Below are 23792 nucleotides of genomic sequence, written 5' to 3'. Positions count from 1 at the left end.
CGGGATCAGTCGCGCAGCTCGTCCGGAGTTACACCCCAGAGATGGGCTTTTTGCGCCCAGCCCTTGTATCCGGCGGCATTGAGATAGCACCAGTCGGGGCCGCATTCGCCAAGTCGTGCCACCACCCCGAGTTCGAGATGCGCCACTGCGGGCGTGTTGGCTTCGGGGCGCATCGCCAGCGGCAGCATGTCGTGCTCGACGATTACGGTGCGCGCGCCGGACAGGAGCGAGTAATGCACCCATCCGCCGGCCCCTTCGATGTCGCGCACGCGGCGCCAATGCCCGTATTCTGCGGTAATCTCCAAAGGCATGTTCTTGCGCTTGAACACCCAGTCGATTCGATGGGTAAGCGACGGGCCACGCCTGACGTTGGCCTTGGACGCCTTGAGCGACACGAAGCGCGGCAAAGGCAGGTTCGTCACCGGACCGCGCGCGGTTTCGGCAACCACGGCCCCGGCCACGGCCAGCACCCCGGCCGCCACGATGCAAAAAAGCGTTTTTCTCCCCATGACGAGTATCTTGCCTGATTTTCTGCTCTGATTTCTTCGCGGGTTCTTGTGCCCCGTCGGTGTGTGTTGCACTGTGGCAGCAACGCACCGAATTGCAAAGCACTGGGAGGCCCTGAATGCCAAAGCAACGTCTAAGTGTTGTCGTTACGCGACGCTTGCCCGAAGCCGTGGAGACAAGACTGTCCGAGTTGTTTGACGTCAAGTTACGAGATGACGACACGCCGATGTCGCGCGAGGAACTTGTCGCGGCGATGAAGGACGCCGACGTGCTGGTGCCGACGCTGTCTGACAAAATCGACAGGTCCCTGATTGCGCAGGCCGGGGACCGTTTGAAGCTGATCGCCAACTATGGCGCCGGTGTTGATCACATTGACGTGGCCACGGCGCGTCAGCGCGGTGTGCTGGTGTCAAACACGCCAGGTGTGTCGGCCGATGACACGGCGGATATGGCGCTGGCGCTGATTCTGGGGGTCACGCGGCGTATCCCGGAAGGTTTGCAGCGAATGCATAGCGGAACCTGGGATGGCTGGGCACCGACCGCGCTTTTGGGAGGTCGCATCAGCGGCAAACGGCTTGGCATTCTGGGCATGGGCCGGATCGGCACGGCTGTGGCGCGGCGCGCACAGGCGTTCGGGATGCAGATTCATTATCACAATCGTCGCCGCCTGCGTCCCGAGATCGAAGAGAAACACGACGCTACCTATTGGGAAAGCCTCGATCAGATGCTGGCCCGGATGGACGTGGTGTCGGTCAACTGCCCGCATACGCCGTCAACCTTTCACCTGTTGAATGCGCGCCGTCTCAAGCTGATGAAACCCGGTGCGGTGATCGTGAACACCTCGCGCGGCGAAGTGATCGATGAGAACGCCATGGTGCGGATGCTCAAGGCAGGAGAACTCGCCGGGGCAGGGTTGGACGTCTACGAACACGGTAACGAGGTCAATCCCGATCTGCGCGAGATGCCCAATGTGGTGATGTTGCCCCATATCAGTTCGGCGACGATCGAAGGCCGGATCGAGATGGGCGAGAAAGTCATCATCAACATCAAGACCTTTGACGACGGTCACCGTCCGCCGGATCTCGTGGTTCCGGCCATGCTCTGACCCCACTGGTTGGGGCGATGCGCGCTTTTGTGGCCATCGATCTGAGCGACCCCACGGGCGCGGAGATCGCGGCGCTGCAGGCGCGCGTACCGGTGGGGCGGGCAACTCCGGTCGACAACCTGCACCTGACGCTTGCGTTTCTCGGGGAGCAGCCGGTCGCGGTGCTGGAAGAACTGCACGAGGCCCTTGCCGAGATTTCGTTGCCGGGGTTTTCCCTGAAACTTGCGGGGTTGGAAGTGTTGGGCGGGCGGCGTGCGAAGGTCTTGTGCCTGCGTGCGTACCCTGACCCGGCGTTGATTGCGTTGCACGATGCCGTGCGCAGTGCCGCGCGTCGCGTCGGCATCATGCCCGAACGGCGCAGGTTTCACCCGCATGTCACGATATCCCGGTTCGGAGGCGGGCTGGGCGCACAGGAAATGGCGCGGTTGGGTGCTTTCCTTGAAGGCATGGGGGATTGGGCCCTGCCGAATTGTGCCGTCAGCCATTTCAGCCTGTTCGAATCGATCCTGACCCCCGAGCGGGCCATTCACCAACCAATGGCGACCTATCCCTTGGCGGGTTTGTTCATTCCCGGTCGCTGACCTAAGCTTCTTCCGGAGTGTATTTTCGGAGAGGGGATTCGCATGAAACAGTGGTTGTTGGCCCTGGCGCTGGGCTCTGCGCTGGCGGTGCCGGGCATGGCGCAAGAGACCGCCGATGCCGTCGCGCCCGAAAAGGCGACCGAACTCGGGGGGATTGTTCCGGCGCAATTGCAGGCCTCGCTTGAGGCCAAGACCGCCGGGGCCCCGGTTGTTGCCCCGGAATGGATGGTCGTCGCCGCGCATCCTTTGGCCGTGCGGGCGGGGTCCGACATCCTGCGCGAAGGGGGCACGGCGGCGGACGCGATGGTGGCCGTTCAGGCGGTTCTCGGACTGGTGGAACCGCAAAGCTCGGGTCTGGGAGGGGGGGCCTTTCTGGTCTGGTACGATGCGCAATCAGGTGAGGTAACAACGCTGGATGGGCGGGAAACGGCGCCGCTCTCTGCAACGCCGCGCCTGTTTCAAGACGAAGCCGGGCAACCATTGAAGTTCTTTGACGCGGTTGTCGGCGGGCGCAGTGTTGGTGTGCCGGGCACGCCGATGTTGTTGGAAGAGGCGCATCGGCGATGGGGGCGCGCGCAGTGGCCGGACCTGTTCCGCTCGGCGATCACATTGGCCGAGGATGGTTTCACCGTTTCGCCGCGCATGGCAATGTCCGTTGCACGGGATGCGGCGCTTCTTGCCAGCCATCCGGCGACAGCAGCGTATTTCCTGCCAAATGGAACTCCGATCGAGGCCGGCGACAGGCTGGTGAACAAGTCGTATGCCGATACGTTGCGGGCGCTGGCGGGGCAGGGCGCGGAGCCGTTCTATACAGGCGATATCGCGGCAGACATCGTTTCGGCCGTGCGGACCGCCAAGTCTCCGGGGCAGTTGCGCGCCATTGATCTTGCGCTTTACCGGGTCAAGCAACGGCCCGCTGTTTGTATTGAATATCGCGCGCATGATGTCTGTGGCATGGGACCGCCGTCGTCGGGCGGGCTGACGGTTGGGCAGATACTCGGGCTTGTGGCACCGTATGATATTGCTGGCATGGGGCCCGACAACCCACAGACATGGCGCCTTATCGGGGATGCGTCACGCTTGGCTTTTGCGGATCGCGGGCGCTACATGGCGGACAGCGACTATGTCCCGGTTCCGGTCAAGGGGCTGCTGGCCAAAGCCTATCTGGACGAGCGCGCCACGCTTCTGGCCGGGGACACCGCGCTTGCCGAAGTCACACCGGGGCAACCCGAGTTTGATCATGCGCTGAACTGGGCGGATGACGATGCGATAGAGCTTCCGTCGACGTCGCATATTTCGATCGTCGATCGCTATGGCAATGCGCTTAGCATGACGACCACCATCGAAAACGGTTTCGGCAGCCGGGTGATGGTGCGCGGGTTCCTGTTGAACAACGAACTGACTGATTTCTCATTTCGCTCGCATGTGAATGGGGTTCCGGTTGCCAACCAGGTTGCTCCGGGCAAGCGGCCCCGATCCTCGATGGCGCCGACCATCGTGCTCAAGCAAGGCAAACTGGTTCTGGTCGTCGGCTCGCCCGGAGGTAGCCGGATCATAGGCTACGTGGCCAAGACAATTATCGCGGTTCTTGACTGGGGGCTGGACGCGCAACAGGCGGTGGCATTGCCGCATCTGGTCAACCGGTTCGGCGCCTACGACGTCGAGCAGGCCGATCTTGTCGAACCATTGGAAAAGCTTGGGTATTCAGTTTCGCAGCGCGACCTCAATTCGGGTCTGCATGTAATTTCCGTGGGCCGCTATTTGCTTGGCGGAGCCGATCCCCGGCGCGAGGGGCTGGCCTATGGTGAATAAGGCTGTTTAAGTGCTGGCGAATGATATTGGCCCGCGGGGCTGAGGGGGAGGAAGCGTATGGGAAAAGTTGTTGACTTGCCGCGCAACGAAGAGGGAATCTCGGCTGCTCTGGGTATTCTCAAGCAGCAGTTTGGCGAGAAGTTCCAATCGGGCCAGTCGGTGCGCGAACAACACGGGCACACGACGACCTGGATCAGGAACCAGGCGCCGGACGCGGTGGTTTTCGTGCGCTCGACCGAGGAAGTCTCGGATGTGGTCAAGGTCTGTGCAGCGCACAGGGTTCCGGTGATTGCCTATGGTACGGGAACTTCCTTGGAAGGACACGTGAATGCCCCGGCGGGTGGTGTGTGCATCGATCTTACGGAAATGAACCAGATCGTTGCCGTTCACGCCGAGGACCTCGATTGCGTGGTGCAGCCCGGTGTGACGCGCGAACAACTCAATACCTATTTGCGCGATCAGGGGCTGTTCTTTCCGATTGATCCGGGTGCCAATGCGTCGCTGGGTGGAATGGCCTCGACACGGGCGAGCGGCACGAATGCGGTGCGCTATGGTACGATGAAGGACAACGTTCTGGCGCTGGAAGTGGTATTGCCATCCGGCGAAGTCATCCGCACCGCCAGCCGCGCTAAGAAATCGAGCGCGGGGTATGATCTGACGCGGTTGATGGTTGGGGCCGAGGGAACGCTCGGCATCATCACCGAGATTACGCTGAAGCTTCAGGGCATTCCCGAGGCGATGTCCTCTGCGCGCTGTTCTTTTGAAACGGTGGATGATGCCTGTCAGGCGGTCATGGCCACGATTCAGTATGGCATTCCGGTGGCCCGGATCGAGTTGCTGGACGCGATGAGCGTGGGGGCCGCCAACGCCTATTCAAAGCTCGACCTGCCCGAGACGCCGCTCTTGCTGCTGGAGTTCCACGGATCGGAGAACAGCGTTTCCGAGCAGGCCGAGATGTTCGGCAGCATTGCCGAAGAGTTCGGCGGTTCCGGGTTCGATTGGACGGCGCGACCCGAAGATCGCACGAAGCTCTGGCAGGCGCGGCATGACATGTACTGGGCGTCCATGGGATTGCGCCCGGGCGCGAAGGGTATTTCGACGGATGTCTGCGTGCCGATCTCGCGGCTGGCGGAATGCGTAACGGCGGCGCAGGAAAAGGCAAAGGAATTGAACCTGTTGGCGCCAATCGTGGGGCATGTTGGGGATGGGAACTTTCATGCCCTGCCGCTTGTCGACATGGAGGATGCCGACGAGGTTGAGCGCGCCGACGCGTTTGTGTCCTGGCTCAACGATCTGGCGATTTCGATGGATGGCACCTGCACCGGGGAACATGGGATCGGACAGGGCAAGAAGCCCTATTTGTTGCGCGAACTTGGTGGTGCTGTCGATGTGATGGTGGCTGTGAAACAGGCGATTGACCCGGACAATATCATGAACCCCGGCAAGATCATCTGATCAGGATATGGCGCCAGTCCCGCCCATTGCCGATCCCAAGGTCGCCGCCGCTTTCGAAGCATTTGCGCCTGACGAACGGGAGATGCTCCTGCTACTGCGTCGCCTGATTTTGGAGGTGGCGGCAGAGACCCAGGGTGTTGGGCGGATTGAGGAAACGTTGAAATGGGGGCAGCCAGCCTATCTGACGCCTGAGACGAAATCAGGGTCGACGATCAGGCTCGGAGTGCCCAAAAGCGGCGGCATTGCCATCTATGCTCACTGCCAGTCTAGCATCATCTCGGATTTTGATGCGGTGTTTCCGGGTGATTTCACGCTGGATGGCAATCGGGCCGTGCTGCTTCCAACGGATGCTGATTTGCCGTTGGATGCCTTGCGGATGTTGATCCGAAGCGGCCTGACCTATCACCTGTGACAGATCAGACCGGTTTTTTCAGCGATAGACCTCGTCTTCGCCGGGGAAGGTGCGGTCCTTGACCTCTTCGGCATATTGGCTGACGGCGCGGTCGATGGCGGGGCCGAGATCGCCGTAGACCTTGACGAATTTCGGGGTCCATTCGTTGAGCCCCAGCATGTCTTCCAGAACGAGGATTTGTCCGTCGCATTCTGCGCTGGCGCCGATGCCGATGGTGGGGACGGCGACCTGTTTGGTGATGCGGGCGGCAAGCGGTTCGACCATGCCTTCCAGCACGATGGCAAACGCGCCGGCTTCGGTTACGGCCTTGGCGTCGGCTTCGTGCGCGGGCCAGTCATCTTCGTCGCGCCCTTGGGTCTTGAAACCGCCCATGACGTTGCTCGACTGGGGCGTGAGACCGATATGGGCCATGACCGGGATGCCGCGTTCGGTAAGGAAGCGAATGGTGTCGGCCATGCGTGCACCCCCCTCGAGCTTGACCGCGCCACAGCCGGTCTCTTTCATGATGCGCGCGGCATTGCGGAAGGCGACCGAGGGGCTTTCCTCGTAGGTGCCAAAGGGCATGTCCACCACGATCAGCGCCTTCTGGGTGCCTCGGACAACGGCCTTGCCATGCATGATCATCAGGTCCAGTGACACGCCCAGCGTGCTTTCCATGCCGTGCATCACCATGCCGAGGCTGTCCCCGACAAGGATGAAGTCGGCATATTTGTCGACGATGGCCGCCGTATGCGCGTGGTACGAGGTCAGCGACACGATGGGTTCACCGCCCTTGCGCGCGGCGATCTGGGGCACGGTGGTGCGGCGGATAGGAGTTTGTTTGCTCATGGTGCGACAACCCTTTGATCAAGCAACAGGATCTCTCCGAAAGCGACGGAAAGCATGATGGCGGTCGGCCCGGTCAGAGAGCCGGACACCGGATCGAGTGTTTCGGCTGCGACGATGTCGAGGCCCTTGATTTCTGCGCGCGGCTCGGTGCCGATGGTGTCCCGGATCAAACCGTCGAGCGCGTTAACCGTTGTGCCGTTGCGGGCCGCTTGTTCAGCGGCATCCAATGAGCGGGACAGGACAAGCGCGGCCTGGCGGTCGGTCGGGGACAGGCGCACATTGCGCGAGGACATGGCCAGCCCGTCCGCTTCGCGCACGGTTTTGCCTCCGATGATGGCCAAGGGCATATGCAAATCGGCCACCATGCGTTTGATCACCTGCAGTTGTTGGTAGTCTTTTTCTCCGAAACAGGCGACGTCCGGTTGAACGATATTGAAGAGGCGGCTGACCACCGTGGTGACGCCCCGGAAATGGCCCGGACGCACCTTGCCATGCAGCATATTCGCAAGGCGAGTGGTTTCGACAATGGTTTCATCACCCGGGGGATACATCGCGTCGACCTCGGGAAGGAAGACGACATCGACGCCCGCCTCTTCCAGCAACGCGAGGTCGCGTTCTTCGTCGCGCGGATAGGCGTCAAGGTCGGCGGCCTCACCGAACTGAGCAGGGTTGACGAAAATGGACACCGCGACCTTGTCCGCGTTCTCCTGCGCCAGTCTGACCAAGGAAATATGGCCCTCGTGCAGAAATCCCATTGTCGGCACCAGCCCGATACTGTGGCCTGCCCGGCGCAGTTCACCAAGCGCGGCACGGCATTCAGGGATCGTGCGGCAGATTTTCATATCACCCGTCTCCTCCTAGGGTGGGTCAGGGATTTAACGTCTGCGCTGCGTTGCAGCAAGGATTTTGTTGCAATGCGGCGCTGGCCGGAAAAATGCCGCTTTTCCGTCAACAGGGCGCCATTGCCTTCGGTTCAATCTGCCAACAGTTGTGTTGATGGAGTTTTATTATTAAATTGCAGTATCTTGCCCCTTTTGTGCTGGTCGCTGCGAGCGCCACAGTCGGACTGGATTACATGGTCCAGTCGAAGAACCTCTCAGAAGACGGAGGTATGCTGTCGGCGCCGACCTATATCGGAACGGTTTCCGACCGGTTCGGTTCGGTGCGGCAGGAAGTGACGGATGCCCGAGAGACCCGGTCCACCGAGACCGCGCGACTGGAGAAATTGCGTGCGCCGTTGAATACCTATCTGCCTGCGGCGCCCGCGGGCTGGGCACGGTTTTCATGGACCGACGAGTTGGCCACCCCGCTGGAGCTTCTGAAGCAGCAAGACGATATTGCCGGCGCCCTGCTTGAAGAGATGCAGCATACAAATGTGCAGATGGCCATGTTGGGCCAGTCGGGCAAGGATCTGCGCGCCCGCCAGCAACAGGAAGAATACCAGTTTTACAGCAAGGCTGAGGCGCTGATTTCGATTCGGGTGCGCTATGCGGAACCCAGAGAAGTGGTCTCGCAGACGGAATTCGAAGCGGCCCTTGAGGATGCGGCAGACCCGGCCAAAGCCCTGTCGAACCCGATTGCGGCGCAGCGCAACATGGCCAAGGTTCAGGAAGGCGCCATGCAGATGGCCATGCGCAACATGGCCGGTGTGTCGATGGTGGAATGGACACCTTTTGCCCGGGTTCAGGGCGTGACGTTCGCGCAAGGGGTCAACATTGCAGAAGACCCGAGCCCGGTTGTCCGCCTGAAGGCCGATCTGGGGGCGGGAATCACGCTCAAGGTACGGGCATTGGCCGACAAGCAAACCATTGTCGAACTGCTGCAGGCGATTGACTATGACACGCTGAATGCGCTGCAACCGGTTCAGATGGCCGGTATCGGCAAGGGGGGGGTGACGCTGATCGCGGCGGATGAGACGGCCAAACAGGCGGTCCAACCTGCCACCGCTCAGGCCCCCAAGCCGGTTGTCGCGGAAGAGCCCACCGAAGTTGCCGAAAAGCCCAAGGTGCGGCGCGCGGCAGGGTTTGGCGGCAGCAGTTGTACGATGGTCGGTCAGATGAAACGCTGCCGGATCGGCACCGACTGAGATGCACACCTGAAAATCCGTGCGATTCCGGCCTGACAGGTCGGTTTCGCGCGTTTTTGCGTCGGGTGGATCGTGCGGATTGCGTCACGTTTTGCCAGAGTGTGGCAAGTTCACATTTTGGGAGTCGTTGCGACATGAAAACGAATGTCAAAGCGCTGGTTGTCGGCGGTGGTGCCGTCGGAACCTCGATCGCCTATCACCTGGCCAAGGCCGGGTGGGAAGATGTCATGCTCATCGAGCGGGACGAACTGACCTCCGGTTCGACCTGGCACGCAGCGGGTCTGCTGCCGCTTTTCAACATGTCCTACGCGACGACCCACATTCACCAGTACTCGGTGGACTTCTACAAGACGCTGGAAGAGGAAACCGGGCTGAATGCCGGGTTTGCAGTAGTGGGCAACCTGCGCATGGCGCAGACGCAGGAGCGCATGGACGAATACATGCTCTATGCCTCGACCGCCGAAACCTGTGGCGTGAAATATGAATGGCTGACCCCGGCGCAGATCAAGGAACGCTGGCCGCTGATTCACACCGACGATCTGAAGGGTGCGATCTATCACACCGAGGATGGCTATATTAACCCTGCTGACGTGACGCAGGCGATGGCCAAGGGCGCCCGTCAGCGCGGTGTCGAGATCGTGCGCAAGATGCAGGCAGATGCCTTCCACTGGACCGGGACCCACTGGGAAGTTACCTGCACCAAGATGGTCGAAAAGGGCGGCAACCTTGTAGAGAGCGACGAGAAGGTCGTGATCACGGCGGAGCATGTCGTGACCGCATCCGGTAACCATGCACAGCGCACGGCCAAGATGCTGGGCATCAAGATGCCCGCCATCCCGGTTGAGCACACGTTCATCGTCATGGACAAGGACCCCGAGCTGGTCAAATGGCGCGAAGCGGGCAACCCCGAGCACCCGGTCGTGCGCGACGCGGATAACGAATCCTATGCGCGTGAAGAGCGGGGCGGCTGGATTCTGGGCATCTACGAGCACGGTGCGCCTGCACGTTTCGAACACGGTGTGCCCGACAGCTTCCGCGCCGACCTGTTCCCGCTCGATCTGGACCGGATCGCGGAACAGTACATGGCCATGGCCGAGCGCGTGCCTTCCTGCGCCGAAAGTGGCCTGAAGGACGATTTCAACGGCCCGATCTGTTACACGCCCGATGGCAACCCGCTGGTCGGCCCGGCACCGGGCCTGCGCAACATGTGGCTTGCCGAAGGGTTCTCGTTCGGGATCACCGCTGCGGGTGGAACCGGCTATTACCTTGCCCAGATGATGGTGGACGGTGAGGCCGAGATCGACATGGCGTCTCTCGACCCCAAGCGGTATTCGTCGAACTGGATGACCACCGAGTTCGCGGCGCGCAAGAACGAAGAGTGCTATGAGCACGTCTATATCCTCCATCACCCGGACGAAGAGCGTGAAGCCTGCCGTCCGCTACGCACCGCCCCGGCCTATGACCGGCAAAAAGCGCGTGGCGCCCAGTTCGGCTGGGTCAATGGCTGGGAACGTCCCAACTATTACGGGCCGTTGGACGCGCCCTCGACCTTCGACAAGGATGCCCGCAGCTTCCGCCGTGGCGGCTGGTGGCAATATGCCGTCGAAGAAGCGAAGGCGATCCGCGAAGGTGTCGGCCTGATCGACGCCACGGCATTCACCAAGCACGTGGTCAAGGGCCCCGGAGCCACCCAGTTCCTGGACTGGTTCACCTGCAACAAGCTGCCCAAGGTGGGCCGTATCAACCTGACCTATGCGCTGACCAGCGCGGGCACCACGCGTACGGAATACACCATCGTGCGCAATGGCGAGAACAACTACTACCTCGTCTCTGCCGGTGCCTGGACCGAGTATGACGCCGATTACCTGCGCAAGGCGGCCGAGGACAAGATGGAGGAGTTCGGCTATATCGAGATCCAGGACGTGACCACGCAATGGGGCGTCTTTGCCATCGCCGGACCCAAGACGCGCGACGTGCTGAAAGAGGTGATCAACGACGCCGATCCAGCGACAGCGCTCAGCAACAAGCGTTTCCCGTGGCTGTCGGCGCGCCAGATCGAGCTGGGCATGTGCCCGGTCAACGCGATCCGCGTGGCCTATACCGGTGAACTCGGTTGGGAACTGCATCACCCGATCGAGATGCAGAACTACCTTTGGGACCTGCTGAACAAGGCGGGCGAGAAGCACGGTATGAAGCTGGTTGGGGCGCGGGCGCAGAACTGGCTGCGTCAGGAGAAATCCTACCGTGCCTTCGGCACCGAACTGGGCCGCGATGCGACCCCTGCCGAGGCCGATCTGCCGCGGTTCATCGACCTGTCCAAGGAGTTCCACGGCAAGGCCGAGATGGAAGCCAAGGGCATCCGCGCCAAGTGCTGCACGCTTTTGATCGACGGACCGGACGATGCCGATCCGTGGGGCCGCGAGGCGCTTTACACCCCCGAAGGCACCCGTGTCGGGCGCCTGACCTCGGGCGGTTACTCGGTGGCTTTCGAGAAATCCATCGGTATGGGCTATGTCACCCCAGATCTGGCGGTCGAGGGCACCAAGCTCAAGGTCAAGATGCAGGACAAGCTGTGGGATGCGGTCGTGACCTGCGACAGCCCCTATGACCCCAAGAACGAAACCATCCGCAAGGATGGTTGAGCCAAGGTCAAGAGACACTAAGGAAAGGGGCCCATGTGGCCCCTTTTTCAGTTCTTCCTGAAATCCTCGACCGAGACCGCACCGTCGTCGTTGCGGTCAATCTTGGCGAACCATGCTGGCACGGCATCCATGAACTCCTGCCGGGAGACCTGTCCGTCGCCGTCGACATCGGTCACATCCCGCAACATGCCGTTGGCCGGATTATTCTGCCCCTTGCCTTGTCCCATGCCGTTTTCAGCCATGTCATTGGCGCGAGCTTCGTTAAAAAAGATCATGCTCTTCAGCGTCCAGCACGCCGTTCTCGTCCGCATCGAAGGTCAGAAAGATATCCGCACGTCGCTCGGTGGCTTCGGCAAGCGTGACATGGCCATCACCATTCAAGTCCCAGTTTTCGACAAAATGAGCACCGGGCCCGCCCGGTTCGGCATTGGCCAGTGTTGCGGAAATCAAGACCACGGATATGAAGAGGGCGTGTGGGCGCATGAGGCGATCCTTTTCCAGAATTACATTCCTTTTACGGAATGTAAGCCGGCTTCCGGCGGGGTCAGATTGCCGCAGTGTTTTCCGTGGCAGAATCCGATCAGAAATCGCCCTTTTCCAGAATGCCGTTCTTGTTACCATCGTGCGCATTGAACCATTCCCTGAGAGCAGTTTCGAACTCTTCTCGCGTCACCTTCCCGTCAAGGTTCTGATCGAACCCTTCGCGGGCAAGGCCATGTACGGCGCGTTTGGCAATCGGATTACCCGATGCTTCGGCGGCTGCAGCGCGGGCTTTGTCGAATTCGGTATACTCCGCGCTGTTGAGCGCGCCGTCACCATCCGCGTCGAAGGCGTCAAAAATATTGCGCCGCAGTTACTCCAGTTCGGCCCAGGTCACTCCGCCATCCGCGTCAAGATCCCAGTCTTCCAGAAAACCGGCATCGGCCGCCATGGCGAGGCTGGCTGTCATGGCAATGGCCGCAAGGGGCGGGAAAACGTGTTTCATGAGTGCGATATCCTGATCCATTCGTGTTTTCCCGTGACCTCACGGGGGCAATCGCCGGCTGTCAGCCCGCAGAAAGCTCGTCAAAGCATTCCAGCGCCTTGGCGGCATACATCATCGACGGACCACCGCCCATCTGGATGGTCATGGCCAGAACGTCCCCCACTTCTTCGCGGGTGGCGCCAGCCTTGAGCAGCGCGTCACAATGCAGAACGATGCAGGCTTCGCAGCGCATGGCCACGGCGATCCCAAGTGCGACGAATTCCTTGGTCTTGAAATCCAGCGTTCCGCCTTCCTTGACGGCCTTGCCCAGAGCGCCGAAGGCGCGGGTGGTGTCGGGGATGGTCTTGTTCAGACCGCGCAGTTGGTTGCGCGTGTCGTTCAGCTTGTCGTTCCAGCTCATGATCTACTCCGTAACAGGTTGTTTGAGGGTCTCAGATCATGGATTCGGAATGTGAACTTTGATCCTGATCAGATAGGATGAAAGTTCCGTCGCGTCGTTTCGGTGGCGCGTGTTCAGGCCCCCGCCTTGCGCCAGCACAGGGCCAGGTTGTTGGCGGGCATCTCGACCACGTCGGCCACATCCAGCCAAGCGTCGACGCCCCAGTCCAGCACGTCGAAATCGCTCTTGTAGCCAATTTCCGGGTCCTGTGCCTGCAGGCTGGCATGGAAGGCGGCGTCGCCTGCACTGGTCAGTTCATCGCCACGCATAAATGGGCCGTACACGATCAATACCCCGCCCGGCGCCAGCGCCTTGGCTGCTTCGCGGATCACGGTCTGCGCCTCAGCGGTGCTGATCAGGTGAAGCAGATTCACCAGGAGGATCAGGTCATATCCAGTGTTGTGCGCGCTCCAACCCGCGTCGGTGGCATCCAGTTCGATCGCTGGAGCCACGTTGGCAAGAGCCGCATCCCGCACATATGCGTCGATGCTGGCGCGTCGGGTGCGGTCGATATCTGTCGGCTGCCAGCGGATGTCCGGTATGGCATGCGCAAGGGTCACGACATGTTGTCCCGTACCGCTCGCAAGTTCGAGCGCCTTGCCCTGTTTGGGCGCCTTTTCGCGGACAAGCGCCACGATGAACTCGGCATTCCGGTCGGCGGAAGGAGCGAAGAGTTTGCCGTCACCGTCAGGTGTGGCGACGGAGGCGGTGTCGGGCAGGTTGAGGCGACGCGGCATCAGGCGAACCTTTTCGGGGTGAGTGCGGCACAGGTGCCGGCGTCAAGCTCGGAGGGGCGCCCGGCGACGAGGTCGGCGACATGAAGCGAGGCCGCTGGCGCGGTCTGGAAGCCGTACCCGCCCTGACCGGCAATCCAGAAGAAGGCCGGGTCATCGGTGGCGGGGCCAAGCACGAGGTTTCGATCGGGCGAGAAGGTGCGCAGCCCGGCCCAGCTGGCTTCGAGCCGTGTGACCTCTTCCGTAACGTGTTCCTGATAGCGGGCCAGCCCCTCGGCCAGCACCATGTCGTCGGGCCAGGCGTCAAATGGCTCCATCGGGTCTTCTTCGGCGGGCGAGACCAGAAGGCTGCCGGCGTCGGGCTTGGCGTACCAGTTTTCATGGATGTCGAGGATCATCGGCCAAGTGGATATGTCATGCCCGCCGGGGGCGGGAATGCGCGCCATTGAGCGGCGGAGGGGGGTGAAACCAAGGGGGGCGACGCCGGCAAGCCGGGCGATCTGGTCCACCCATGCGCCTGCGGCGTTGAACAGCATGCGGGCGGAGCGGGTTTCGCCGCCGGAGGTCACGTCCCAGCCGGTTTGAGTGCGGGTGATGGCCGTGACCTCCTGACCAGTGAGGACGGCACCGCCATTCTCGCGCACGGTGCGGGCGAAGGTCTGGATCTGGCGGTCGGTGTCGATGTCATAGGCCGCTTCATGATAGGCGACGTAGCCCACGGTTTCCGGGTTCAGGATCGGCACCATTTGCAGGGCCTGCTCAATGGGTATGGGGTCGGCGTGGAAATGTTTGCAGGCTTGCGCAAAGGCGTCGGCCTCGTCCGGGCGGGCGGTGAACATCAGGCCTCGCGGACTTAGGAACCCGCCATGCGCCGTGGCGTGATACTCGGCGCTGGCCTTGCTGAGCGCGATGGTGCTGGGCAGGCCGTAATTGGATTCAAACAGCGCTGCAGTCCGCCCCGAGGCGTGGTAGCCAAGCGCAGATTCCCGTTCAAGAACAACGGTTTCGCCCAATTCAGAGAGGCGCGCGCCTGCGGAGGTTCCGGCGATGCCGCCGCCGATTACCAGAAAGTCGATCATGTTCAGTCCCGTATCAGAGATGGGTGGCGCAGGGGCCGCGATTCCGGGGACGTTGACACGGATTTCTCCGGGGGAAAAGGGGGCCTTGCCCCCGCCGCAGCAAGCTGCGACTCCCCCAGGGGTATTTCCCGAAAAAGAAAGTACGGGGTGCGCGCGCAGATAGCGGAGCGTGCTCCTTAACCCTCTGTTCAGTAAGGATGTTTCGCGCCCCGGTCGTCGCTAAGAGAACCCTGGCGTTCCAGCACCAGTTCTTCGATCGCGTCGGCCAGATGCGGTTCGGCGATGTTGTAATCGCCGGCGGCGACGCGTTTCTTGTGGGCGCGGATCATCACGTCGGCATGGGTGCAGCCGACGGGAGGTTCGAACTTGTAACTCGCCAGTTCGATCATGAGACCCAGCGGGTCTTTGAAATAGACCGAATCCATGAAGCCGCGATCCTTGATCCCGGTGTGTTTGATGCCGCGATCATCCAGTCTTTTCAAGGACATGAGCAGGCTCGCGCGGCTCACGTTGAAAGCGATGTGATGCACGCAGCCCGGTTCGGTTGGAGTGCGGCGCGGGTCGGGCTTGCGGTCTTCATTGGTGAAGATGGTGATCAGCCGCCCGTCGCCGGGATCAAAGTAGAGGTGGCCTTCGCGCGGATTGTCGAGATTGGGTTGGTCGAAGATGAAGGGCATGCCAAGCACGCCCTCCCAGAAGTCGATGGAGGTTTGCCGGTCGGCGCCGGTGAGGGTGATGTGGTGGACGCCCTGGGCCTGGATCTTGCGCATGGTTGTGGTCTCCTTTGACCCGAGTATAGGGCGCGCGGCGCGGTGCGGGTACGGGTGTTGGTGCACGAGCGGTGTGCAGATATGGAGAATCAGGGTTAACGCTCTGATCTGCCTGGAAAACCCGTTTCGGTATCACGTCGGTATTGCGTCGGTATTACATCGGTATCGGCGGCGGGGAATGCGGCTTTAACGCGGCGCCCGCTGGATTAAGGGCGCATTCGTGCGATTCGAAATGCCGAAACTCTGAAAATGCGCTTGAGTTTTTCACGGCGCCGGGCGCACAGTTATGCACGTTTTCAGGACCGATTGCATTTTTCCAGCGAGGGGAAACCATGAGCGAAACTTCTGTCAGCGGCGCGGGCGCAGCCGCGATCAACCCCGCCGCGCCCGAGCATCTGCCAAGCTATATTGTTGCCGCTGATGGCAGCGATTTCCTGTTTACGGTGATGACGGTTTTCACGGTGTTGCTGATCCTCGGAATCGGGATTCTGTACCTCACCCTGCATGCCATGCCCGAGAAGTTGGCGCACAAGAGCAACCACACGCAGATGCAGGTGGTCGGCATTCTCGCTCTGTTGGCGCTGTTCACGCATAACAACCTTTTCTGGGTCATCGCGCTTTTGGTGGCGGCGTTCCGGCCACCGGATTTCATGACACCTCTCACGTCGATTGCGGACTCGCTTGCGTCCATGGCCGGCAAGAAGGATGCGCCCGACGAGGACGTCGAGGCGCCGTCTGTGCCTGAGGGCGCAGCGTTGAAACCTGCGGACGGGGGGCACTGAACCATGCTGGAAACCCTGATTTGCGCCGTCTTCACCCTTTTGCCCGACTACCTTTATCGCCGCTATGTGCAGGGCAAGAGGATCGGGCACGAGATTACCTTTTTCACCGTGTGGTACGAGCTGCGCTGGGGGTTGGTGACCTGTTTCATGGCGGCGGTGTCGGTGATCACGCTGCTGTTCTATTACCATCCTTCGACAAGCGTCGTGACGTCGTATTTCCGCACCGTGACGATCCTTCCGCAGGTGGGCGGACGCGTCGCAGAGGTCTATGTGGTCAACAACCAGGACGTGGCCGCGGGCGAGGTTCTGTTCAAGCTGGATGACGCCAGCCAGCAGGCCGCCGTCGAGGCGGCAGAGCGCCGGGTCGAAGAGGCCGAAGCGGCCATCGAGGTGTCCAAGGCCGAATTGGTGGCGGCAGAGGCAACGGTGGAACAGGCCCGGGCGGCCTATGAGCTGGTTGAAGATGATTATCTGCGCAACAAGGAGTTGCTGGACCGCAATTCGCCCGCCGCAAACCCGGCCGAGGTACAGCGGCAGGCCAATCGGCTGGCTGAGCGCGAGGGGCAATTACATGTCGCCGAAGCCAATCTGGGTGCCGTGGTCGAGAATATCGACGTGCTGTTGCCCGCGCAGAAAGCGAGCGCGGTGGCCGCGCTTGAGCAGGCCCGGAGCGAGTTGGACAAGACGGTGGTGACGGCAGGTGTCGCGGGGCGGCTGGAGCAATTCGTGCTTCAACCCGGAGACTATGTGAACCCGATCCTGCGCCCGGCGGGCATTCTTGTGCCGTCCGGTCTGGGGCATGCCCGTTTCGAGGCGGCGTTCAACCAGTTGGCCATCGGCGTGGTCAAGCCCGGCATGATTGCCGAGATGGGCTGTGCGGCGAAACCCTTTACCATCGTGCCAATGGTGGTTGTCGGGGTGCAGGACGTGGTCCCGTCGGGGCAGTTCCGGCCAACGGACGAGTTGCGCGATCCGGCGTTCAGCCTGCGGCAGGGGTCGATCCTTGCCTTCATGGAGCCGCTCTACGAGGGTGGAAGCGATCACCTGCCTCCGGGCAGCAACTGTATCGCCATGGCCTATACGTCGAACCACGACCGGCTGGCCCATGACGACAGCCTTGGCACCGGGCAGCGGATCTTCCTGCACGTGATAGACACGATCGGGGTGGTGCATGCCGCCGGGTTGCGGCTCAGGATGCTGTTGCTGCCGGTGACGTCGCTGGTGTTCTCGGGCGGGCATTGATCGGGGGGGCTGGCCTCATCGGGCCATATTTTGCTCAATCCGGCGCAGAAGGCGGCGGTTGGCTTGGCTTCCTGCTCAGGGAATGGGATAATAACCCATTTTCCAGGAGGTTAAGGTGTTTTCCCGACGCAGTTTTCTTTGTTCCGTCGCCGCGGTCGGAGTGACCGCAGCGACATCCACACGGACCTTTGCGAGCAACGCGGATATCCGGCAGTTGATGATGTCGACGGATGGTCTGGGTCTTGCCAAGCTTGTGAAAGCCGGAGAGGTCACACCGCGCGAGTTGGTGGAGGCTTCGGTCGACGCCGCGCTGGCGCTTGATGCGCGGCTGAACGCGATCACGACCCCGATGTATGGTCAGGCGCTCTCGAAGGCGGATGGGATGCGTCGGCAAGGGCCGTTCGCGGGTGTGCCTTTCGTGGTGAAAGACAATCTGGATGTTGCCGGGCAATACACGACCCACGGGTCGCGCGTTTACAGTGACAATCTGCAGACCCGCTCGGCGCCACTTGCGCTGGTGCAGGAGGCGGCGGGGTTCAACCTGATCGGCAAGACCAACATGCCCGAGGTGGGCGCGCTTCCGGTGACGGAAGGGCAATTGCTCGGCCCCTGTCACAACCCCTGGTCGCTTGGACATTCGTCCGGGGGATCGAGCGGTGGGTCGGCGGCGGCGGTTGCCGCCGGGATCGTGCCGGTGGCGCACGCGAGCGACGGAGGCGGGTCGATCCGTATCCCGGCCGCCTGTTGCGGGGTTTTCGGGCTCAAACCCAGCCGACGCCGGATGGTCTGGGGGGCGAGCGACCAGACGACCTATGCTGTGGACAACTGCGTGAGCCGGTCCGTGCGTGACAGCGCGATGTTGTTTGCGCTGGGACAGGACCGGTCTCCAACTGCGCCCCATGCGCCGGTTCCGTTTGTGGCAGGACCGTCGGACAGGCGTTTGCGGATCGGATTTGACCTGAAGAATTTTTACGGGGAGTTGCCGGACCCCGAGGTGCAGCAGGCCATCGAGGAGACCGCAAAGCTCTGCGAGAGTCTCGGGCATGAGGTGTTTGAAACCCAAAGCCCGGTGGACGCGGAATTCGAGCTGCGATTCAACCAGATTTTCGGGTTCCGCATGGTTGGTCTTGCCGATGCCGCAGCGGCACGGGCGGGTCGTTCGCCGGAAGAGACCGGGATGCTGGATGTCTTCGTGCGGCAATGGGCCGACTTCGCCCGGAACTTCTCGCCCGAAGATGAGGCGCGGGCCAGTCAGTACATGGTGGATCTCGGCCGGACCTATGCCGAGTGGATGGCGGATATGGATGTGTTCCTGTCTCCGGTCATGGCCGGGGTGGCGCCACCGTTGGGCTGGCTCTTTGATCCCGAAGTGCCCTTTGAAGAGATGTTCGCACGGATCGCGGCCTTCGGATCCTATACCCCGATTCAGAATACTCTGGGCCTTCCCGGCATGTCGGTGCCAGCCGGCACGAACGCGCAGGGATTGCCGATCGGAAGCCATTTCGTGGCCCCGGCCGGACGCGAGGACGTTCTGTTCGAGCTGGCCTATGAGCTTGAGGCAGCGCGCCCATGGTGGGGGCAATGGGCGCCGGTGTCGATCGCGGGTCTGTAACAAGAAAGGCCCGCCGGGATGGCGGGCCTTTCGCTTTTGATCCGGAGATCAGATCAGTTCGGGATTTCCGCGTCGATGCCTTCGACGTAGAAGTTCATGCCCGCCAGCGTGCCGTCATCGGCGGTTTCGCCGTCTGCCAGCCATGCCGAGCCGTCCTGCTTGTTCAGCGGACCGGTGAAGGCGTGGTAGGAGCCGTCTGCCAGCGCGTCCTTGAGGGCGAGGGCCTCGGCCTTCACATCCGCCGGAACCGCGTCGGAGATCTCACCGATGCCGACCATGCCAGCGCCGATGCCGTCCCATGTGTTCACGCTTTCCCAAGTGCCATCCATCACGGCCTTGGTGCGCGCAACGTAATACGGTGCCCAGTTGTCGATGATCGAGGAAACGCGCGGGAAGGGCGCGTATTCACCCATGTCGGATGCCTGACCGAAGGTGATCACGTTGCCGGCGGCCTGAGCGGCGGCCTGCGGTGCGGTCGAGTCGGTGTGCTGCAGGATCACGTCGGCGCCCTGTTCGATCAGCGCCTTGGCGGCGTCGGCTTCTTTCGCAGGGTCAAACCAGGTGTAGGCCCAGATGATCTTGAACTGGACGTCCGGGTTCACCTTCTTGGCGTGGATATAGGCCGAGTTGATGCCGCGAATGACTTCGGGGATCGGGAAGGAGGCAATGTAGCCGACCACGTTCGACTTGGTCATCTTGCCTGCGATGTGGCCCTGAACGGCGCGACCTTCATAGAAACGGGCCGAGTAGACCGACACGTTGTCGGCGGTTTTATAGCCGGTGGCGTGTTCGAATTTCACCTTGGGGAATTTCTTAGCCACGTTGATCGTCGGGTCCATGTAGCCAAACGAGGTGGTGAAGATCAGGTCGGCGCCCTGAAGCGCCATCTGCGTGATCACGCGCTCGGCGTCGGCACCTTCGGGCACGTTCTCGACATAGGTGGTTTCCACCGCGTCGCCGAAGGCCTCGACAACGGCTTTGCGGCCCTGATCGTGTTCATAGGTCCAGCCGCCATCGCCGACGGGGCCAACATAGACAAAGCCGACCTTGGTCTTGTCTGCGGCCATGGCGGTGGTCGCCAGACCCAGCGCGACAGCGGCGCTTGTCAGGAGTTTCGTGAATTTCATAAGGAGATCTCCCCGGTTGTTGTAAGCAGTTTTTGTTTTGGCCTCATTGAGAGGCGTGGAAGGTGCGGCCAAGCGAGGCGGGTGCGCGGCTTTTGTCGGCCGACATAATGACCAGCACCAGGATGGTGATGAGATACGGAGACATTGCCAAGTATTCCACAGGAATCGCAATACCTGCCGCCTGCAAATTGAGTTGTAGCACGTTGATGCCGCCGAAAAGATAGGCGCCCAGCAGCACGCGCCACGGTTTCCAGCTTGCGAACACGACTAGCGCGAGAGCGATCCAGCCGATACCCGCGGTCATGCCTTCGGTCCACTGGGGCACGCGGATCAGCGAGATATAGGCCCCGCCAAGCCCGGCACAGGCCCCGCCGAACATGATGGCGAGGATGCGCACGCGGATCACGTTGTAACCAAGCGCGTGGGCGGCATCGTGGCTTTCGCCCACCGCGCGCAGCACGAGGCCACCGCGCGAGAATTTCAGGAAGGCCCAGACGGCGGCGCAAAGCGCGATGCCGATATAGAGCACCGGGTCATGGGAAAAGAGAATCGGGCCGATGACCGGGATGTCGGAAATCACCGGCAGGTCGAGCTTGGCCATGGCGGGCGGCTTGATGCCGACATAGGACTGGCCCATGAGGGCCGAGAGGCCGAGGCCGAAGAGGGTGAGGGCGAGGCCCGAGGCCACCTGATTGGCCAGCGCGAACTGGGTCAGGAAGGCAAAAAGAAGCGACAGGAGCGCGCCGCCGATGATGGCGGCGATCAGGCCGAGGAAGGGTGAGCCGGTTTCCACCGAGATGGCAAAGCCCGAGATCGCGCCGACGATCATCATGCCTTCGACACCGAGGTTCAGCACGCCGGCCTTTTCGACCACGAGTTCGCCGATGGCCGCCAGAAGGAGGGGCGTGGCCGCGACCATGAGGGAGGCAATCAGCAGGACGGGGTTGATGGCGGAAAGGTCCATTATGCGGCTCCCTTTGCAGCGAATTTCACGCGGTAGTTGGTGAGCAGGTCCAGAGCCAGCAGGAAGAACAGCAACATCCCCTGGAAGACCTGGATCGCGGCGGAGGGCAGGCCGAGATTGCCCTGGGCGATTTCACCGCCGATATAGGTCAGCGCCATGAGCAGCCCTGCCAGCAGGATGCCCACGGGATGCAGGCGGCCAAGGAAGGCGACGATGATGGCGGTGAAGCCGTAGCCGACGTTGAAGTCGATGCTGATCTGACCCGAGGGGCCGGAAACTTCGAAGAGACCCGCCATGCCCGCCAGCGCGCCCGAGGTGCCGAGGCAGAACAGGATCAGGCGGGTCGGATTCACGCCCGAGAAGCGTGCCGCGCGGGGGGCTTCGCCCGTGAGGCGGATGTTGAAGCCGAGGATGTGACGGTTCAGGAGCACATAGGCAAAGATCACCGCGATGAAGGCAAAGGCCATGCCCCAGTGCAGCCCCGCGGCCTCGTTGATCCAGCTTGTTGCCGAGGGGTAGTCATTGAGGTTGCGCGAGCCGGGAAAGCCGTGCCCTTCGGGGTTCTTCAGGAGGCCCAGCGACATCGAGGCCAGGAGTTGCTCGGCCACGTAGACCAGCATCAGCGAGACAAGAATTTCGTTGGTGCCGAATTTGACCTTCAGAAGTGCCGGGATCATGGCCCATGCCCAGCCGCCAAGCGCGCCTGCGAGGATCATCAGGGGGAAGATCAGGATGCTTTCGGTGGGATAGAAGGCAAGGCCCACCCCGGCGCCGCAGATTGCACCAATGATGTATTGGCCCTCGGCCCCGATGTTCCAGATACCGGCCTTGAAGCCCAGAGAGAGGCCAATGGCGATGAGCACCAGCGGCGCGGCTTTGACCAGCAGTTGCGGGCGATAATAGAAGGCGTATTCACCCAGCACCGGATCCCAGAAGATCGTGCGGATCGCCTCGAACGGGTTCTTGCCGAGCGCGGCGAACAGCAAGCCGCCGGCGATCATGGTGATCACTACGGCAATCAGCGGGGTCGCCATCGACAGGGTACGCGAGGGCATGGGGCGTTTTTCGAGCTTGATCATGCGTCTTCTCCCACTTGCGCGACTTCCATGCCGTGGGCGCCGCCCATCATCAGGCCAATCTCGTCAATGGTGAGACCCGCCGCCGGGCGGATGTCGGAGAGGCGGCCTTCGTTCAGGGCGCCGAAGCGGTCGGAGATTTCCATGAGTTCGTCGAGATCCTGCGAAATGACCACGATGGCCGCGCCATTGGCGGCAAGGTCCAGAAGCGCCTGCCGGATGGCAGCCGCGGCGGCGGCGTCCACGCCCCATGTGGGCTGGTTCACGATGAGGACTTCGGGGCGCTGCAGCACCTCGCGCCCGATCACGAATTTCTGCAGGTTGCCCCCCGAAAGCGCGCGGGCCGCGACATGGGGGCCGGGGGTGCGTACGTCGAAATCCTTGATGATCTTCTCGGCGAAGGCGGTGGTGCCGGACCAGTTGACAAAACCCTTGCCGGTCAGCTTTTCGCGGATGGCCCCGGTGAGGAGCGCATTTTCGGTCAGGCTCATGTCAGGAGCGGCGGCGTGGCCGAGACGTTCTTCGGGGGCGGCGAGGATGCCCATCCTGCGGCGCGCGTTGGGGCCGAGATTGGCGACCTCCTTGCCGTTGACCTTGACCGCGTCTTTCCACGTCAGGGTTTCACCGGAGAGCGCGGCGAGCAATTCGTCCTGTCCGTTCCCGGCGACCCCGCCGATGCCAAGGATTTCCCCGGCGCGAACGGTGAAGTGGATGTTCTTGAGCTTGGTGCCAAAGGGTGTCGCCGGTTCCAGCGAGAGGCCGGAGACATCGAGCACGACCTCGCCGGTTTTCTCGGTCGTGCGGGTCGGGGTCTGGAGCGTGTCACCCACCATCATTTCGGCCATGTCGCGGGCCGAGGTTTCCGCAGGCACGCATTCGCCCACGTTCTTGCCCAGCCGCAGGATCGTGGCGTGGTCACAGAGTGCGCGGATTTCTTCGAGCTTGTGCGAGATGTAGAGGATCGAGGTGCCTTCCTCTTTCAGCTTGTTCAGGGTCTTGAACAGGATATCGACCTCTTGCGGGGTCAGAACCGAGGTTGGTTCGTCCATGATCAGGAGCTTGGGATCCTGCAGCAGGCAGCGGATGATCTCGACCCGCTGGCGTTCGCCTGCCGAGAGATCGCCCACGGTGCGGTTGGGATCGAGCGGCAGGCCGTAGGTTTCGGATACCTTGCGAATGCGGCGGGCAAGATCGCCCATCGGGGGCGGGTCTTCCATGCCAAGCGCCACGTTTTCGGACACTTTCAGCGCGTCGAACAGCGAGAAATGCTGGAACACCATGGCAACCCCGGCGGCGCGGGCGGCCTTGGGTTCGGCGGGGGTGAAGGGCTGACCCTTCCATGTCATCGTGCCGCTGTCGGGTTTGACGAGACCGTAGATCATCTTGACCAGTGTCGATTTCCCGGCACCGTTTTCGCCGAGCAGCGCGTGCACCTCGCTTTCGCCGATATCAAAGGACACGTTGTCGTTCGCGACGACCCCCGGATAGGCCTTGGTCAGCCCGGAGATGCTCAGCAAAGGTGCAGTCATGGTCACGTCCCTTCTTGGCCGTCTT

General features: G+C 61.9%; 25 protein-coding genes. 10 read left to right on the top strand and 15 right to left on the bottom strand.

The window, feature by feature from the left end:
• Positions 1-5: 5 nt before the first annotated feature.
• The gene (locus BMZ35_RS04420) at positions 6-509 is read right to left on the bottom strand and encodes an SH3 domain-containing protein (protein ID WP_093091246.1); all 504 of its coding nucleotides are present in this window, start codon (positions 507-509) and stop codon (positions 6-8) included.
• 116 nt (positions 510-625) lie between these two features.
• Here BMZ35_RS04420 and BMZ35_RS04415 point away from each other — a divergent pair, with 116 nt between their 5' ends.
• The 5 genes from BMZ35_RS04415 to BMZ35_RS04395 are packed head-to-tail and all read left to right on the top strand — an operon-like array spanning position 626 to position 5872.
• Complete coding sequence (locus BMZ35_RS04415; protein ID WP_093091244.1) at positions 626-1612, top strand: 2-hydroxyacid dehydrogenase; 987 nt, start codon at positions 626-628, stop codon at positions 1610-1612.
• 17 nt (positions 1613-1629) lie between these two features.
• On the top strand, positions 1630-2193 hold the full coding sequence (gene thpR, locus BMZ35_RS04410) for an RNA 2',3'-cyclic phosphodiesterase (protein WP_093091242.1): 564 nt from the start codon (positions 1630-1632) through the stop codon (positions 2191-2193).
• A gap of 42 nt (positions 2194-2235) precedes the next feature.
• A complete protein-coding gene (gene ggt, locus BMZ35_RS04405; protein ID WP_093091240.1) occupies positions 2236-4005 on the top strand; it encodes a gamma-glutamyltransferase in 1770 nt (589 codons plus the stop codon).
• A 57-nt stretch (positions 4006-4062) separates the two neighbouring features.
• Positions 4063-5460 (top strand): FAD-binding oxidoreductase, encoded by a 1398-nt coding sequence (locus BMZ35_RS04400; protein ID WP_093091238.1) that lies wholly within the window; start codon positions 4063-4065, stop codon positions 5458-5460.
• Between the two features lie 7 nt (positions 5461-5467).
• Positions 5468-5872, top strand: a complete 405-nt coding sequence (locus tag BMZ35_RS04395) for a DUF1801 domain-containing protein (protein ID WP_093091236.1) — start codon at positions 5468-5470, stop codon at positions 5870-5872.
• Positions 5873-5890: 18 nt separating this feature from the next.
• Here the strand turns inward: BMZ35_RS04395 and panB are convergent, their stop codons facing one another.
• Together panB and panC are read right to left on the bottom strand one after the other, a co-directional pair.
• A complete protein-coding gene (gene panB, locus BMZ35_RS04390; RefSeq protein WP_093091234.1) occupies positions 5891-6700 on the bottom strand; it encodes a 3-methyl-2-oxobutanoate hydroxymethyltransferase in 810 nt (269 codons plus the stop codon).
• Positions 6697-7542 (bottom strand): pantoate--beta-alanine ligase, encoded by an 846-nt coding sequence (gene panC / locus BMZ35_RS04385; protein WP_093091232.1) that lies wholly within the window; start codon positions 7540-7542, stop codon positions 6697-6699. The genes panB and panC overlap by 4 nt, the downstream gene beginning before the upstream one ends.
• Before the next feature lie 233 nt (positions 7543-7775).
• Here panC and BMZ35_RS04380 point away from each other — a divergent pair, with 233 nt between their 5' ends.
• Both BMZ35_RS04380 and BMZ35_RS04375 read left to right on the top strand, forming a co-directional pair.
• A complete protein-coding gene (locus BMZ35_RS04380; protein ID WP_131814326.1) occupies positions 7776-8786 on the top strand; it encodes a hypothetical protein in 1011 nt (336 codons plus the stop codon).
• A gap of 134 nt (positions 8787-8920) precedes the next feature.
• Positions 8921-11428 carry a GcvT family protein gene (locus tag BMZ35_RS04375; RefSeq protein WP_093091228.1) on the top strand — a complete coding sequence of 836 codons (2508 nt, stop codon included), beginning with the start codon at positions 8921-8923 and terminating at the stop codon, positions 11426-11428.
• A 47-nt stretch (positions 11429-11475) separates the two neighbouring features.
• Here the strand turns inward: BMZ35_RS04375 and BMZ35_RS21080 are convergent, their stop codons facing one another.
• The 8 genes from BMZ35_RS21080 to BMZ35_RS04345 all read right to left on the bottom strand — a co-directional run bounded on the left by BMZ35_RS21080 (position 11476) and on the right by BMZ35_RS04345 (position 15435).
• Positions 11476-11703 (bottom strand): EF-hand domain-containing protein, encoded by a 228-nt coding sequence (locus BMZ35_RS21080; RefSeq protein WP_242654691.1) that lies wholly within the window; start codon positions 11701-11703, stop codon positions 11476-11478.
• Positions 11690-11911 (bottom strand): hypothetical protein, encoded by a 222-nt coding sequence (locus BMZ35_RS21075; RefSeq protein ID WP_242654690.1) that lies wholly within the window; start codon positions 11909-11911, stop codon positions 11690-11692. Before BMZ35_RS21075 ends, BMZ35_RS21080 begins: the two co-directional genes overlap by 14 nt.
• A 97-nt stretch (positions 11912-12008) precedes the next feature.
• Positions 12009-12269, bottom strand: a complete 261-nt coding sequence (locus BMZ35_RS21290; protein WP_423227749.1) for an EF-hand domain-containing protein — start codon at positions 12267-12269, stop codon at positions 12009-12011.
• 12 nt (positions 12270-12281) lie between these two features.
• Positions 12282-12434, bottom strand: coding sequence for a hypothetical protein (locus BMZ35_RS20860; RefSeq protein ID WP_165610000.1), 153 nt, complete (start codon positions 12432-12434; stop codon positions 12282-12284).
• A gap of 40 nt (positions 12435-12474) precedes the next feature.
• The gene (locus BMZ35_RS04360) at positions 12475-12813 is read right to left on the bottom strand and encodes a carboxymuconolactone decarboxylase family protein (protein ID WP_093091224.1); all 339 of its coding nucleotides are present in this window, start codon (positions 12811-12813) and stop codon (positions 12475-12477) included.
• A 113-nt stretch (positions 12814-12926) separates the two neighbouring features.
• Complete coding sequence (locus tag BMZ35_RS04355; protein ID WP_093091222.1) at positions 12927-13589, bottom strand: DUF938 domain-containing protein; 663 nt, start codon at positions 13587-13589, stop codon at positions 12927-12929.
• Entirely contained in the window at positions 13589-14665 is a 1077-nt protein-coding gene (locus tag BMZ35_RS04350; RefSeq protein ID WP_093091220.1) for an NAD(P)/FAD-dependent oxidoreductase, read from the bottom strand. Before BMZ35_RS04350 ends, BMZ35_RS04355 begins: the two co-directional genes overlap by 1 nt.
• Positions 14666-14853: 188 nt before the next feature.
• On the bottom strand, positions 14854-15435 hold the full coding sequence (locus BMZ35_RS04345) for a VOC family protein (RefSeq protein WP_093091218.1): 582 nt from the start codon (positions 15433-15435) through the stop codon (positions 14854-14856).
• 332 nt (positions 15436-15767) lie between these two features.
• Here BMZ35_RS04345 and BMZ35_RS04340 point away from each other — a divergent pair, with 332 nt between their 5' ends.
• The 3 genes from BMZ35_RS04340 (at position 15768) to BMZ35_RS04330 (ending at position 19071) form a co-directional block, all read left to right on the top strand.
• Complete coding sequence (locus BMZ35_RS04340; RefSeq protein WP_093091216.1) at positions 15768-16217, top strand: hypothetical protein; 450 nt, start codon at positions 15768-15770, stop codon at positions 16215-16217.
• A gap of 3 nt (positions 16218-16220) precedes the next feature.
• Positions 16221-17459, top strand: coding sequence for an HlyD family secretion protein (locus BMZ35_RS04335; protein ID WP_093091214.1), 1239 nt, complete (start codon positions 16221-16223; stop codon positions 17457-17459).
• Positions 17460-17574: 115 nt separating this feature from the next.
• Positions 17575-19071, top strand: a complete 1497-nt coding sequence (locus BMZ35_RS04330; protein ID WP_131814325.1) for an amidase family protein — start codon at positions 17575-17577, stop codon at positions 19069-19071.
• 53 nt (positions 19072-19124) lie between these two features.
• Here BMZ35_RS04330 and BMZ35_RS04325 read toward each other — a convergent pair whose 3' ends face one another.
• The 4 genes from BMZ35_RS04325 to BMZ35_RS04310 are packed head-to-tail and all read right to left on the bottom strand — an operon-like array spanning position 19125 to position 23767.
• Positions 19125-20198, bottom strand: a complete 1074-nt coding sequence (locus BMZ35_RS04325) for a BMP family ABC transporter substrate-binding protein (protein ID WP_093091210.1) — start codon at positions 20196-20198, stop codon at positions 19125-19127.
• Between the two features lie 43 nt (positions 20199-20241).
• Positions 20242-21162, bottom strand: coding sequence for an ABC transporter permease (locus tag BMZ35_RS04320; protein ID WP_093091208.1), 921 nt, complete (start codon positions 21160-21162; stop codon positions 20242-20244).
• Entirely contained in the window at positions 21162-22241 is a 1080-nt protein-coding gene (locus BMZ35_RS04315) for an ABC transporter permease (RefSeq protein WP_093091206.1), read from the bottom strand. The genes BMZ35_RS04320 and BMZ35_RS04315 overlap by 1 nt, the downstream gene beginning before the upstream one ends.
• Positions 22238-23767 (bottom strand): ABC transporter ATP-binding protein, encoded by a 1530-nt coding sequence (locus BMZ35_RS04310; RefSeq protein ID WP_093091204.1) that lies wholly within the window; start codon positions 23765-23767, stop codon positions 22238-22240. The genes BMZ35_RS04315 and BMZ35_RS04310 overlap by 4 nt, the downstream gene beginning before the upstream one ends.
• Between the last annotated feature and the right edge of the window lie 25 nt (positions 23768-23792).

This window comes from Shimia aestuarii (assembly GCF_900114635.1).
In the GTDB taxonomy this organism is placed as follows: Bacteria; Pseudomonadota; Alphaproteobacteria; order Rhodobacterales; family Rhodobacteraceae; genus Shimia; species Shimia aestuarii.
Note: the sequence above shows the minus strand (reverse complement) of the source record. Positions and strands in the feature narration are given on the sequence as shown.